We start from the raw sequence: 13,754 nt of genomic DNA on the forward strand, positions 1-13,754 counted from the left end.
AAAGCCCCGCAGTATAAGCGCGCAGCGCGGCTCAGGCCGGCAACAGTTCGATGCGCGTGATTAGCAGGCCGAAATCGCGCAGACGCTGGTTGAGCGACGCTTTCAACTGTGCCGGCTCGGCACCGCGCTGCGCCGCGCATATCTCGACGGCGGTCTGGCTGAGCAGGGCTTCGGCGCGTTCGATCACGCCCTCGGCGCGCGCCGGTTCCAGCACTTGCCAGTACACGCGTGCGCGCAGTTCCGGCGCGCTCAGGTCGAGCATGTGACCGCCGAGACTGATGCGATGCTTGACGCGTTCCAGCAGTGGCAGCACGAAGTGCGTGCCCGGCTCCAGGCGGCGCGCGTGCCCATCGAAACGGGTCAGCGTGACCACCGTGCCTTCAGGGATGCGCTTCACCGCCAGAAAGGCGGTGACCAGAAACAATGCAAGCAGGGCGAATAGCAGCAGCGACATGATTTTTATCAGCTAGTTGAATGTGAATACTCAGTTTGATTTTGCATTGGAAACGCAAGTCTATGTTTCCGAAGCTCGATCATGGCTTAACTTTATGCTAACGGCAAGCAACCTTGCCTGAATCCGGACGTTCTGACCGAGGTGCTGTTCACGGAATGGACAAGCATCGGACGTGCCAGCGGACTGCGTGGCGATGAAACGGCGGCAATTCAGGCCGGCAGCACGTCGAAGGCGATGGTCAGCCGCGCGCGGGTGCCGCTGAAAGGCACGGTGCCGTGCCACATATACGACGGAAACAGCAGCAGCAGGCCGGGCGCGGGGCGCACGTAATGCTCGGCTGGCAAGGGCGGTGTCAGCGGCAGCGGCACTGCACCGAAGCGGATCCAGCCGGCGTGCTGCGCTTCATCGCCCGCGGCGTCGGGCGCGGAATCAGCCGAGGCAACGCCCAAGGTATCGGGCAGATCGATGTAGCAAGCCGAGGACAGCCAGCCGTCGGGGTGCACGTGATCGACATGAAAGCCCTGTGGGCGCAGTTGCACCGACCATGCGCTGTGCACGCGCCAGCGCCCGCTGTTGCGTCGGCGCAGGGGATCGTCGCCGTGGCCCAGCCACGCCAGATGGCGATCAAGTGGCCCGACGATGGCGTGATCGAAGAAGGCGCGGATCACCGGGTCATCGTGACTGGCGAGATCGCCCATGGTCTGCGAGCCGCCGCGCAGTGACTGATCCGGCGGGTGTCCGTGCAGGTTGTGCAGGCGGCGCAGCGTGGTGCGCAAGTCATCGAGATAGGCGTCGAGACTCGTCCAGTCGGGCGGGGTGTCCAGCGTCCACGCGTGCACCACGCTGGGGTAGTCGTACAGCGCGCGATAGCGCGCATCGCCGCAAACACGCCACAGCGTGGCCTGCAAGGCCAGCAATTGCTGATCGTCCGGGCGCGCTGCCTGCGCACGCTGCAACAGTGCGGCGACTTCGGTGTATTCGCCGCGCACCAGCAGGGCCTGGATCAGTGCCTCTTGCGCCAGTTCGGGCGTGCGTGCGGCGGCGCGGCGCGCGTGGCCGAGCGCGCGTTGCGGAACGTCTTTCAGTGCGGCGGTAGCGGCGGCGACTTCGATTTGTGCGTCGGCGTCCGGCAGTGCGGCGGCGCGCGCAAGCAGCGCGTAGGCGCCGTGCGTATCGCCGGCGCTGCCGTACAACTGCGCCTTGAGCGCGAGCAGCGCGGGGCTGTCGGGCTGACGCTGCAAGGCCGCATCCAGCGCTGCGGTGGCGTGGGCCAGATCGCCGCTGCGCAGCCACAGCAGGCGTGCGTAATCGTCATGCAGCGGCACCGCATCCGGGCCGCGCTGCAGAGCACTGCGAAAGACGTCCTCGGCCTCGTTGAATCGGTGCGCGGCGGCCAGTGCGCGTGCCAGCACGCCCCAGGTCTCGGCATCATCCAGACCCAGGTCCAGCGCGCGCCGCGCGCTGGCAATCGCCTCTTCGTAGCGACCGGCGCCGTGCCAGGCCAGTGCCAGATAGTGCGCGGCATCGGCGTGCCGCGGATGCGCGGCAGCCACGTGCTGCAGTAGCGTCAGCGCCTCAGCGTCGCGTTGCCAGGCGCGCAGCGCCAGCGCATGTTCCAGCAGCAAGTCAGGATCGTCGCTGTGCGCGCGTGCCGCGCTGGTGATTGGCAATGTCTCGCGCGTGCGCCCGGCGTGGCGCAGCAATTGCGCGAGGCTGAGCGCGGCGCGCGCGAAGCGCGGATCGTCGTCCAGCGCGCGACGCAATGTGCGCTCGGCGACGTCGATTTGTCCGGCGCGCGCCAGCAGCTCGCCCAGCGCCACGCGCGCCGGAACCCAGCACGGATCGAGCCGCAGCAGTTGCGTGAAGGACGCGCGCGCGGCGTCGAGATCGCCCGACTCCTGACAGGCGCCGCCCAGCAGCCACAGCGCCTGCACGCTGGCTGGCGCCTGCGCCAGATGCGCCTGCAATTGTGCGCGCGCCTCGGCATAGCGCCGCGCACGCAGCAGCAGCATGGCATCGAGGATGGCTTGCGGCGGGGTGGCGGCCATGCGCTGAGTGTCTGGTGTTCGGCATGGTCCTGCAATGGCTGATCGATGCCCGGTTCGACAGTGCGTGAAACGGCGTTGTGGGCACGCCGGGGAACCATGCCCCGCGGGCGTGGTCATAAACGGTTCAGAAGAGGCGGCGTGCAAGGTTCGCACCCCGTCATTTGCGTCCTGCGTGGGGTGTCGCCATGAAAAACGCCATGAAGAGCATCACCCGGCAAACCCTGCTCGCCGCATTGTTGATCGTGACCACGCCCTTGCTCGCGCCCATCGCGCGCGCTGCCGCCAAACCTGCGATTGCGACTGCGGCCAAGGCCGCCAAGCCGGTGCCGCTGCCGATTCCCAAACCGCGCGCCGTGGTCACCCATCACAGCGTGGTCATCGCCGGCCAGCGCATCGACTACACCGCCACCGCCGGCACGCTGCTGCTGTACGACGCCAAGCATCAGGCCACGGCCAGCGTGTTTTACATCGCCTATACCAAGGACGGCATGCACGATCCGGCGCGGCGCCCGATCACCTTTGCCTACAACGGCGGCCCGGGCTTCGCCTCGGCACTGGTGGACATCGGCGGCTTCGGTCCGCGCCGGCTGGTATGGCCGGCGCCAGGCGATGCCAAGGCGGCGCAGCCGCCGTATCGCCTGGTGCCCAACGCCGACAGCATCCTGAAAAGCACCGACCTGGTATTCATCGATGCGGTTGGCACCGGCTACAGCCGCATCGTCGGCTACGGCAAGCCGAAGATGTTCTACGGCATCAACGGCGACGCGCATGCGTTCAGCCAATTCATCCAGCGCTACGTGCAGCAGAACGGTCGCTTCCAGTCGCCCAAGTTTCTGCTCGGCGAGAGCTACGGCACCACGCGCTCGGCGGTGCTGGCGCGGGATCTGGTGGGCAAGGGCGTGTATCTGGACGGTGTGATCCTGTGCTCGACGGTGCTGGATTTCGCCACGCTCAACACCAATCCGGGCAACGACCTGCCCTACGAGCTGTACCTGCCCTCGTACGCGGCGGTGGCCTGGTACCACCATCGCCTGCACCCGCAGCCGCCGGATCTGCCGGCTTTCGTGCACCAGGTCGAGCAATTCGCTGGTGGCGCCTACGCGCACGCGCTGTTCCAGGGCACGGCACTGCCCACGGCCGAGAAGGCGCGCATCGCCGCGCAATTGGCGCGGTACACCGGCCTGCCGGTGGCGCTGTGGCTGCGCGCCGATCTGCGCATGCCGCTGTCGGTGTTTCAGCGCAATCTGCTGGGCGATGGCACCAGCACCGGGCGCTTCGACGCGCGTTTCATCACACCGGAGCTGCAGCCGCTCGATCCCGAATCCGGCGGCTCCGCCGCGGGCGCGGCGACCACCGCGATCTGGGGCGCACTCAGCGCCAGCTTCGATGATTACCTGCAGAACAGCCTGCACTACCGCAGCCAGCACCTGTATGTGCAGACCAGTGGCGCCGTGTTCAAAGCCTGGGATTGGGGCCGCTACAAGCCGCCGCTGAGCGCACTGGCGCAGGGCGTGGGTAGCGGCAAGACCATGGGCCGCGTGCGCAACGTGGCGCCGGCGCTGGCGCGCGCGATGAGCAACGATCCGGCCATGCAGTTGCTGCTCAACAACGGCTGGTTCGACTTGGCCACGCCGTTCGACGCCACCAACTACACCATCGCGCACATGGGTTTGCCGCAGGCCCTGCAGGGCAACATCCACGAGGATTACTACACGGTCGGACACATGCTGTATCTCAACCCCGCGGTGTTGCCGCAACTGGCGCACAACATCGACGCTTTCATCACCCACGCAGCCGCGCGCGGCTGATGACTCCACCCCCTGCCGCCCCGTGCGGCTGATCGCTGAGGACCACCCATGAAACGCACCCTCGCCCTGCTGCTGGCCGGCACCGCGCTTACGCTGAGCCTCGGTGTCAACGCCGCCGACGCACCAGCCAAGCCCGAAGTCCAGGCCGCCGCGCACGTGGCGCCGCCCAAGGACGAGAAATCCGTCACCCACGGCAGCGTCACCATCAACGGCAAGCGCATCGACTACACCGCCACCGCCGGTACCATCATCCTCAAGAACAAAGCCGGCAAGCCCACCGGCAGCATGTTCTACGTGGCCTATGTCAAGGACGGCGTGCGCGATCCGTCCACGCGCCCGATCGCGTTTCTGTACAACGGCGGCCCGGGCTCGTCTTCGGTGTGGCTGCACATGGGCGCTTTTGGCCCGGTGCGCGTGATCAGCGGCGATGCCCACCATACCCCGCCCGCGCCCTACAACGTGGTCAATAACAATGACTCACTGCTGGATGTCAGCGACCTGGTGTTCATCGACGCCATGGGCACCGGCTTCAGCCGCATCATCGGCAAGGGCCAGGGCGGCGTCGGCACGCCCAAGGATTTCTACGGCGTCAACGCCGATGGCAAGGCTTTCACCCAGTTCATCAGCGACTATGTCTCGCGCAACGACCGCTGGAACTCGCCCAAGTATCTGATCGGCGAAAGCTACGGCACCACGCGCTCGGCGGTGCTGGTCAACGACCTGCAGCAGCAGGGCATGGACTTCAACGGCGTGGTGCTGATGTCCTCGATCCTCAACTTCGAGACCGCCAGCTTCAATCCTGGCAACGACCTGCCCTACATCAGCTTCCTGCCCAGCTACGCCGCGGTGGCGTGCTACCACAAGGTCACGCAGTGCCCGGCTGATCTGCCGGCCTACCTGCAGCAGGTGAAGAACTTCGCGCGCGGCGAATATGCCAGCGCGCTGATGCTGGGATCCTCGCTGCCGGTCGCCGAAAAGGCGCAGATCGTGCAGAAGCTGGCGCAATACACCGGCCTCAAGCCAAGCTACATCGAGAAGGCCGACCTGCGCGTCAGCCTGTTCCAGTTCATGGCCGAGCTGCAGCGTGGCAAGGATCTGGTCACCGGACGTCTGGACGGTCGTTACTCGGGTTATGCCGCCGACCAACTGGCCGAGTACGCCGAGAACGATCCGCAGAGTGACGCCATCACCGGCGCCTATACCGCCGCATTCAACCGCTACGTGCGGCAAACGCTGCACTTCGGCGAGGATCGCAACTACATCGTGCTCAGCGACACGGTGGGTCGCGACTGGAACTGGAAGCACTACGGCGGCCGCATCAACTGGCCTGGCTACACCAACGTCGCGCCCGATCTGGCCGCGGCCATGCGCTACAACCCGCACCTGAAGGTGCAGATCGAAAACGGCTACTACGATCTGGCCACGCCGTTCTACGGCACCGAGTACACCGTGGAACATCTGGGCCTGCCGCCGGCGCTGCAGAAGAACATCACACTGAACTTCTACGACTGCGGACACATGCTGTACGAGCAGCCGCAGTCGATCAAGGAACTGCACGCCAACCTGGTGAAGTTCATCCGCGGCAGCGATCAAGGCAATCGCTGAGGCGTGCCGGGACTCGGGACTCGGGACGAGCGTGTTGCGATTTTGGGGCGGCACATCGCGGCCGGTGCGCTCCGTTTCATGAGGTCATCGCGGCCGGCGCCCGCTCTTTCTGACGTCATCCCGGACGGCCCGCAGGGCCGATCCGGGATCCAGATGGGCGCTCCGCAAGGGCCACTGGATCCCCGCTGCCGCGGGGATGACGGCAAAAAACGGTGTGTTCTTTATTGACGTCATCCCGACCGGGCGCTCCGCAAGCAAGAGTTACTGCATCCCGGCTTGCGACGGGATGAGGGCGGCGATGGATTGCACGGGGATGACGCAAGCGCGGGGCCGCGCGGCGACAACCCGCGCGCGTTCCGCGGCACTGTGCACGGCTGCGCGTGGCGCTTGCCAACGCCGGCGCGGCGTAAAATGGCGTGACCTGTCCGGAGCCGCGCCATGAGTTACCCCGCCACGCGCCTGCGGCGCATGCGCCACGACGCGTTCTCACGCACACTGATGCGCGAAACCGTGCTCACGCCCGGCGATCTGATCATGGTCGCCTTCGTCTGCGAAGGCAGCGATCGCAGCGAGTCCGTGCCCTCGATGCCGGGCGTCGCGCGGCTGTCGATCGACCGCCTCGAAACCCTCGCTGCCGAGTGCGTGGCGGCCGGCATTCCGGCGCTGGCGCTGTTTCCGGCGCCGGGTGACGGCGTCAAGAGCGAGGACGCGCGCGAGGCCTGGAATCCCGAGGGGCTGATGCAGCGCGCGATCCACGTGCTCAAGCGGCGCCACCCCGAACTGGGCCTGATCGGCGACGTCGCGCTCGATCCCTACACCACGCACGGCCAGGACGGCCTGATCGACGCCAGCGGCTACGTGATGAACGAGCCGACCATCGCCGCGCTCACCCGTCAGGCGCTGGCGCAGGCCGCGGCCGGCATCGATTTCGTCGCGCCCTCGGACATGATGGACGGGCGCATCGGCGCCATTCGCGCCGCGCTGGAACAGGCCGGGCACATCCACACGCGCATCCTGGCCTATTCGGCCAAGTACGCATCGAGCTTGTACGGCCCGTTCCGCGATGCGGTCGGTTCGGCCGGCAATCTCGGCAAGGGCGGCAAGCACACCTACCAGATGGACGTCGGCAACAGCGACGAAGCGCTGCGCGAGGTCGAACTCGACATCGCCGAGGGCGCCGACGCGGTGATGGTCAAGCCGGGCCTGCCGTATCTCGACGTGCTGTACCGGGTCAAACGGCGCTTCGGCATGCCCACCTTCGTCTATCAGGTCAGCGGCGAGTACGCCATGCTGAAAGCCGCCGCGCAACACGGCTGGCTCGACGAGAAGGCCGTGGTGCTGGAAACCCTCACCGCGTTCAAGCGCGCCGGCGCCGATGCCATCCTCAGCTACTACGCGCTGGATGCCGCGCGCTGGCTGCGCGCGGGCTGAGCGAAGGTGTTCGCCACAACCGGCTTGCGATGCTGGCTACGCGCGTCGCGCCGTGGTGTTTTCATCCAGTCGCGTTCCACGACGATGACTCCAAGCGGGGCAGCATGAGAGTTCTGGCGCTTTCCGGCAGCCTGCGCGCGGCATCGATCAATTCCGCGCTGCTGCGCGCCGCGGTGCGGCTGGCTCCGGCTGACATGGAGCTGCGGCTGTGGTCCGGCATCGGTGATCTGCCGTTGTTCAATCCCGATCATGAGCCGCATGTGCCGGAACGCGTCGCCGCGCTGCATGCCGCGGTCGCGGCGGCCGATGCGCTGTTGATCGCGAGTCCGGAATACGCCCACGGCGTGACCGGCAGCATCAAGAACGCGCTGGATTGGCTGGTCGGTGACGCGACGTTCGTCAGCAAGCCGGTGGCTGTGCTCAACGCTTCGCCGCGCGCGCAGCATGCGGACGCGGCGCTGCGCGAGACGCTGCGCACCATGTCGGCCGTCATCGTCGAGGCGGCTTCGATCAGCATCCCGCTGCTCGGCGCCAATTTGACGGACGCTGGCATGGTCGCGTCGGCGTCCGTATCCGGCGCGATCCGCGGCGCGCTGGCGGATCTGCAGCGCGCGGTGCTGGCGCATCGGCCCGGATAGGCGCGGGCTTTCCGCAAGCACCGAAGCTCGGCGCTACTAGTAGGGTCCAGTGCAACAGCGACGACGCCTTGGCGCGGGGTGCGCCGCGCAACCCCGTGCGGGCCGCAGGGAATCCTATTCGCAGCACCCTGAAGTGGCGCTCAGGCGGCGGTGCTCGCCCCGGCATCGGCGCGCAGAGCTTCGACGAGTCGCGTCAGCGCCGGTGTGTGCAAGGTGCGCGGCGTCACCAGCAGGGTTTGCAGATGCGCCACGCGCGTCGGCACCGTGGCCACGGCCAGCGCCTCGCGCTGCGGGTAGATGTTCAGCACCGAGCGCGGTATCAGACACACGCCGACACCGCTTGCAGCAGCCGCCAGGAGCGCGTGATAGGAAGCGAACTCGAGCGTGCGCGCCGGTACCACGCACAGCGCTTGCAACCAGTGCTCAAGACGCCGGCGATACGCGCAACCCTGTCCATGAAACACCAGCAAGGTCTTGCCATTGAGGTGTTTCGGGCTAGCCAGAAGTTGGCTTCCACTCGTAGCGACCAGCACCAATTCCTCGCGGTACAGCGGCACGCGCGTGAAGCGCGCATTGTCCACCTCATCACCGACGATGGCCGCATCCAGCGCGCCGGCTTGCACACGTGCGATCAATTCGCGTGAGTTCGCGGTCTGCAATTCGACCATGACCTCGGGGTGGCGGCGGTGGAACTCCGCCAGCGGCAGTGGCAACCGGCTGGCGGCCACGCTTTCCATCGCGCCCAGACGCAGCCGCCCGCCGATGCTGTCCTGGCGCACCGCAGCACGCGCTTCCTCGGCGAGGCCGAGCAGACGCCCGGTGTAGCCAAGCAGCGCATCGCCGGCCGCGGTCAGTCGCAGCGCACGCCCATCGCGCTCGAACAGCGCCACGCCCAACGAGGCCTCCAACTGACGGATGCGCGCGGTGATGCTCGATTGCGCGCGGTGCAGGCGCAACGCCGCGCGGCCGACGCCGCCGGCTTCGACCACGGCTTGAAAAGCTTCCAGCTCACGCAGGTCCATGATCGTCAAATCCGATGTGTTCGTTCTGAATAATTCGATTTCATAGTTTGATATTGGCGCCTAACATGCGGTCCTGCAATCCCCTGCGGACGCATCCATGAACGCACCTCTGCGCATCGCCCTGACCGGCATGCTGCTGTTGGCCATCGCCCTCGGCATCGGTCGTTTCCTGCTCACCCCGTTGCTGCCGATCATGCAGGCGGATGCCGGACTGACCCTGGTCGGCGGCGGCTGGCTGGCGTCGGTGAACAACCTCGGCTATCTGGCCGGGGCTTTGCTCTGCACCGTGGTGGCCTTGCCGCAGCGGCAAGCGCTGCGCGGGGGACTGGTGACCATCGTGCTGTCCACCGCGGGCATGGGCTTAGTGCACGGCATGGTGCCGTGGCTGGCCTGGCGCTTGTTGGCGGGCGTCGCTGCGGCGGTGCTGGTGGTGCATGGCATCGCCTGGAGCATGCATCGCGTGTCCGCGGCTACGCATCGCTTGCTTGAAGCCCTGGTGTTCACCGGCCCGGGGGTCGGCATCGTGGTGAGCGGTGTAATAGTGGCTGGGACGCAACCCCTGGGCGTGAGCTCGGCGGCGAGCTGGATCGGCTTCGGCCTGGTCGGCGCCCTGATGACGGCATTGGTCTGGCGCACGCTGGCCAGCGCCTCCCCAGCGGCAACGGCACACGCCCATGCGGCAGCCACGGCAAGGCCTACGGGTCCGGCCTGGGCGCTGATCGCCGCCTACGGCTTGATCGGCTTCGGCTATGTGATCCCCGCAACCTTTCTGCCGGTCATCGCCGGCGAGCGTCTGCACCTTCCCGCGCTGCGCGAGTGGTTCTGGCCGCTCTACGGCGCGGCGACCGTCGTCCTGACCCTGCTGCTGCCGCGCATTCTGCGACGCATCGACAACCGCCCTGCGCTGGCCGGAACCTGTGTCTCGATGATCGCCGGCATCGCCCTGATTCTGGTCTGGCCGAGCATCCTCGGCCTCGCGCTGGCGACCGTGTTGATCGGCAGTGTGCTCATGCCCATCGTCATGGTGGTCATGCGCGAAGCGCGCCTGCTTGCACCGAGCGACCATACCCGATTGATTGCCGCGCTGACCACCGCGTTCGGCATCGGGCAGATCGTCGGACCGTTGACCGCGGCGTGGCTGGCCGCACGGCAACACAGCTTCGATGTCCCACTGCTGCTCGCGGCGCTGACACTTCTTGCGGCAACAGGACTCGCGTTGGTGCGAACGCGAGGTGTTGCGGTGCCCGTTGGCGAAACCCAACGGTGAAAGCAAGTCCGCTGCACCTTCCCAGTCGCGCCTACTCGAGGGTGGCCCACCATGCCAACATCCAACATGGTGTCGCTGACCTACGGTCGCGGAGCCATCGATCGTCGACGCGAAGCGCGTGCGCCAGGCGTTGAAGGCGTGAGCAGCGCAAGCGGGTGGACGACTTGCAGGCGGACATCGAGGCCTTCGAGCAGCGCCTGCAGCAATGCTTGCGCGGCACCCCGACTTGCCACCAAGTGGCGAATCCCTGGCATCGGCGTACTCACTGCGCGACAGTCGTGGCCACCATGGGTTCGCCCGCGGCCTTTGTCAATTGCCGCGAATTTGCCGCCTGGACTGGACTTGTGCCGCGCCAGGCCGGCACCGGCGGACGCATCTGCCATCTGGGGATCAGCAAACGCGGAAACCGCTACTTGCGCACCCTGTTAATGCACGCGGCCGGTCCACCGCCCTGCGCGCCGAAGCGCTGCACTGGCCGTGGTTGACCGCGCTGCTGCAGTGACGTCCCTACAACGTCGCTGTTGCTGCAGTAGTAGCCCACAAGCTGGCGCGAACCATCTGGGCTGTATTGGCACACGGCCTGGGAGCGGCCATAAAAGACTTTCCTTTAATGCGTGCTGGTATGTGCTCACGGCCAACACGGCAGCCATCGCACTGGGATCGTTCGGCAATTTACTTTCCACCACAGGTGCATGTGGAGTAGATCGGGGCCCAGTCGGGGCATTTCTCGAAGCAGTTCCGAAGCGCTCGGACGGTTTGCTCGGGTAACGTGTGGACGCGCACAGCCTTCCCTTCTCGGAGTTTTTTGGCCAACGTCACGGCATCATGGAACTCGACCCACAGCAGTACCCACGTCCCACCTGAGAACGGCGTGTTCTTCTGGGAAAAGTAGAAGTTCGGTGGGTAGTTGCCGTACTCGATATGGCAACCATCTCGACGTTGCCGACCTCCCTTCTCCTTGGATGTGGTGAGAAAGCCAAGGGCCTGACCCAGGTGATAGCCCATCACCACGAAGTATTTTGAGTCAGCGGTGGAACCATCCGTGAACTCATAGTCGAAGATGCTGATCACATCTCCGCACTGCATTCCTGGCGGTACCATCTAGCGCAGCGCCTCTTCCAGATGCACTCGCTCGGCAACCAGCGCGTTCAACTCATCGATGGGCAGTTCCTCATCCTTCTTGCCCACCGCCACCACCCCTTCGAGCAGGTCAATCTCAGGTCTTTCGATCTTGGCCTGCTTGGATTTTTGGAGCGCTTTGCGCCACGGTCCCAATTTGTTGTGAGATACGTCTGACATCTGCGCTGCAGTGGCATCGCGGAAAATTTCGGCAAGCACCGAAGCGAGTTCCTGCTCGCGCCGCGTAAGGTACAGATGCTTGTATGGGGTCTTCGGTTTGATCTGTCCGGGCGAGTAGCCGCTCGATCCCCCTGACGCAGTCCGCTCAAGTTCGTCGGCATCAGAATCGATGGTTGGTGTTGGAAGCCAGTCGTCCAGACGCTTGAAACGTTCAACGTGAAATCGGCTTCTCAGCTCGGATCTCTCATCGTTGAATTCGCGATTTAGCGTGGGCGGGACAGGCCCCATCGGCCAAGCTTCGTATGTCAGGCCGGTGGTCGTCCTGCCAGTACGTCGGAAGTGCAGCAGATCGAGGTAGTACAGCAGCTTGAACAGCTTGATCTGCCCGCCATGGCGCACATGCGCCGAGAAGTAGGCGAGCGCCTCGTACATCTTTTCGCGCTGGATGGGGTTCGCCATGGACTGCGCAGTCTAGTTCGCCAAGGGTCTTGGCGGCAAAGCCAGTAGCAGACAGTTTACGAATCCTCCGCCTTGTTGCCACGGAACTGCATGGAGCTTGCTGGATGACTGCTCGCCCGTCGGGGCTGTTCGCGGAGATACGATCAGATTCGTTCATGGCTGAGCCGCACCCATCGCCGCCACGAGCTCGTCGATGAAGACCCTGACCTTTCCCGGCAGGTGGCGGCGGCTGAGGTAGACCGCGTACAAGTGGAGATCCATCGTGCGGTAGTCGGCAAGCAGCGGCACCAGCCGGCCGCGCGCCAGCTCCTGAGCCACGATGAATTCGGGTTGCATGACGATTCCGCAGCCGGCGATCGCGAGGTCACGCAGGAGGTCACCGTTGCTCGCATGGACGGCGGGATCGACACGCACGCGGGTGACCGCGCCCCGCGCATCCGTGAATGTCCACTCGTCGCCAGCCCACAGATAGCTGAAGCTCAGCGTGGCGTGATGGGCGAGCTCGCCGGGTGAGGACGGCGTGCCATGCTGTTCGAGATACCCCGGGGATGCGCAGACGATCATGGGGATCAGCGCAATTCGCCGGGCGACCAGATTGTCATCGAGCCGTCCGGTGATCCGCAGAGCGACGTCGATGCCGTCATTGGCAAGATCGACCAGACGGTCGGACAGATCGATGTCGAGGCGCAGCTTCGGGTACTTCGCACGGAATGCGGGCAGGAAGCGCCCCAGCTCGAGGATCCCGAAGGACAGGGGCGCGGAGATGCGCAGCAAGCCCACCGGCTGGGCCGTCAGTTGTCCGGCCACGGCCTCGGCGTCCGCGATTTCCTCCAGGATCGTGCGGCAGCGTCCATGAAACTCCGCACCCGCGTCGGTCAGCGAGAGGCGGCGCGTCGTGCGATTGAGCAGGCGCGTACCGAGATGCGCCTCGAGCAACCCGACCTGGCGGGTGACCGCCGCGTTCGAGAGATCAAGTGCATCGGCGGCCCGCGAGAAGCTGCCGCGCTCGACGACCTGCACGAAGACTTGCATCGCATGGACGATGTCCATTCGGCACCCTGATTATTACGCTGATCGCAAATATTATTTGATCGAAGCCTTCTATTTTTCAAGCCAATGCAGGGACCAAAATTTACCTGGAGACGCTCAAGCGGCTACTCGAGACCCCTCACTCTTCAGGAGATCACTATGAAAATTCTGGTCATTGGCACTGGCAACATGGGTTCGGCTTTCGTCCAGCAGCTCACCCGCGCAGGGCACCAGGTGAGCGTCACCGGGCGCGACTCCGCAAAGGCTGCGCAGGTTGCCTCACGTCATGGCGCTCGCGCGCTTCCGGTCCAAGGCGCAGCACCCGGCAACGAAATCGTTATCCTGGCAACCGGCTACGCGCAGGCCGTGGACGCGCTGCGCGCGGCAACACCCGATGCCGGACAGATCGTGGTGGACATCACCAATCCGCTCACCGCCGACTACATGGGTCTGACCGTCGGCCATACGACCTCGGCCGCCGAGGAAATCGCCCGTGCCGTCCCAGGCGTCCGCCTGGTCAAGGCTTTCAACACGGTCTTCGCGCAACTGCTCGCCGCCGGTCCCGACCTCGGCGCCGGCCGGCGCGTGACGATTTTCCTGGCCGGCGATGACGCCCCGGCAAAAGAGGCTGTGACCGCGATGGCCCGCGCGATGGGCTTCGAGGTGATCGATGCCGGCACGCTCAGGAACGCGC

At 65.7% G+C, this 13,754-nt stretch carries 13 protein-coding genes; 7 read left to right on the plus strand and 6 right to left on the minus strand.

From position 1 onward, the window contains the following. Positions 1-31: 31 nt before the first annotated feature. On the minus strand, positions 32-454 hold the full coding sequence (locus ACYDAT_RS10190) for an SPFH domain-containing protein (RefSeq protein WP_461440301.1): 423 nt from the start codon (positions 452-454) through the stop codon (positions 32-34). Between the two features lie 209 nt (positions 455-663). Further along, positions 664-2,502 carry a tetratricopeptide repeat protein gene (locus ACYDAT_RS10195; RefSeq protein WP_461449918.1) on the minus strand — a complete coding sequence of 613 codons (1,839 nt, stop codon included), beginning with the start codon at positions 2,500-2,502 and terminating at the stop codon, positions 664-666. A 197-nt stretch (positions 2,503-2,699) separates the two neighbouring features. Here ACYDAT_RS10195 and ACYDAT_RS10200 point away from each other — a divergent pair, with 197 nt between their 5' ends. The 4 genes from ACYDAT_RS10200 (at position 2,700) to ACYDAT_RS10215 (ending at position 7,984) form a co-directional block, all read left to right on the plus strand. Then, positions 2,700-4,310 carry a S10 family peptidase gene (locus ACYDAT_RS10200; protein ID WP_461449920.1) on the plus strand — a complete coding sequence of 537 codons (1,611 nt, stop codon included), beginning with the start codon at positions 2,700-2,702 and terminating at the stop codon, positions 4,308-4,310. Positions 4,311-4,358: 48 nt separating this feature from the next. Continuing rightward, on the plus strand, positions 4,359-5,915 hold the full coding sequence (locus ACYDAT_RS10205; protein WP_461449922.1) for a S10 family peptidase: 1,557 nt from the start codon (positions 4,359-4,361) through the stop codon (positions 5,913-5,915). 438 nt (positions 5,916-6,353) lie between these two features. Continuing rightward, on the plus strand, positions 6,354-7,346 hold the full coding sequence (gene hemB / locus ACYDAT_RS10210) for a porphobilinogen synthase (RefSeq protein WP_461440632.1): 993 nt from the start codon (positions 6,354-6,356) through the stop codon (positions 7,344-7,346). A 104-nt stretch (positions 7,347-7,450) separates the two neighbouring features. After that, positions 7,451-7,984, plus strand: a complete 534-nt coding sequence (locus ACYDAT_RS10215; protein ID WP_461440631.1) for an NADPH-dependent FMN reductase — start codon at positions 7,451-7,453, stop codon at positions 7,982-7,984. A 140-nt stretch (positions 7,985-8,124) separates the two neighbouring features. On the opposite strand, the gene ACYDAT_RS10220 is transcribed toward ACYDAT_RS10215, so the two are convergent. After that, on the minus strand, positions 8,125-9,006 hold the full coding sequence (locus ACYDAT_RS10220) for a LysR substrate-binding domain-containing protein (RefSeq protein WP_461440966.1): 882 nt from the start codon (positions 9,004-9,006) through the stop codon (positions 8,125-8,127). 97 nt (positions 9,007-9,103) lie between these two features. Here ACYDAT_RS10220 and ACYDAT_RS10225 point away from each other — a divergent pair, with 97 nt between their 5' ends. Then, the gene (locus ACYDAT_RS10225; RefSeq protein WP_461449924.1) at positions 9,104-10,273 is read left to right on the plus strand and encodes a YbfB/YjiJ family MFS transporter; all 1,170 of its coding nucleotides are present in this window, start codon (positions 9,104-9,106) and stop codon (positions 10,271-10,273) included. A 278-nt stretch (positions 10,274-10,551) separates the two neighbouring features. Next, positions 10,552-10,758: a transposase gene (locus tag ACYDAT_RS10230; RefSeq protein ID WP_461449936.1), complete on the plus strand. Its 207-nt coding sequence runs from the start codon at positions 10,552-10,554 to the stop codon at positions 10,756-10,758. 187 nt (positions 10,759-10,945) lie between these two features. Here the strand turns inward: ACYDAT_RS10230 and ACYDAT_RS10235 are convergent, their stop codons facing one another. From ACYDAT_RS10235 to ACYDAT_RS10245, 3 genes are all read right to left on the minus strand, one after another. After that, positions 10,946-11,344, minus strand: a complete 399-nt coding sequence (locus tag ACYDAT_RS10235; protein ID WP_461449926.1) for a hypothetical protein — start codon at positions 11,342-11,344, stop codon at positions 10,946-10,948. Between the two features lie 30 nt (positions 11,345-11,374). Then, positions 11,375-12,031 carry a type II toxin-antitoxin system antitoxin SocA domain-containing protein gene (locus ACYDAT_RS10240; RefSeq protein WP_461449928.1) on the minus strand — a complete coding sequence of 219 codons (657 nt, stop codon included), beginning with the start codon at positions 12,029-12,031 and terminating at the stop codon, positions 11,375-11,377. A 153-nt stretch (positions 12,032-12,184) separates the two neighbouring features. Next, positions 12,185-13,081, minus strand: coding sequence for a LysR family transcriptional regulator (locus tag ACYDAT_RS10245; protein WP_461449930.1), 897 nt, complete (start codon positions 13,079-13,081; stop codon positions 12,185-12,187). A 138-nt stretch (positions 13,082-13,219) separates the two neighbouring features. Between ACYDAT_RS10245 and ACYDAT_RS10250 the strand changes: the two genes are divergently transcribed. Next, positions 13,220-13,754 (plus strand): NADPH-dependent F420 reductase (locus ACYDAT_RS10250; protein WP_461449932.1); only part of this gene is annotated, 535 nt, incomplete at its 3' end.

It is taken from the genome of Metallibacterium sp. (genome assembly GCF_054637675.1).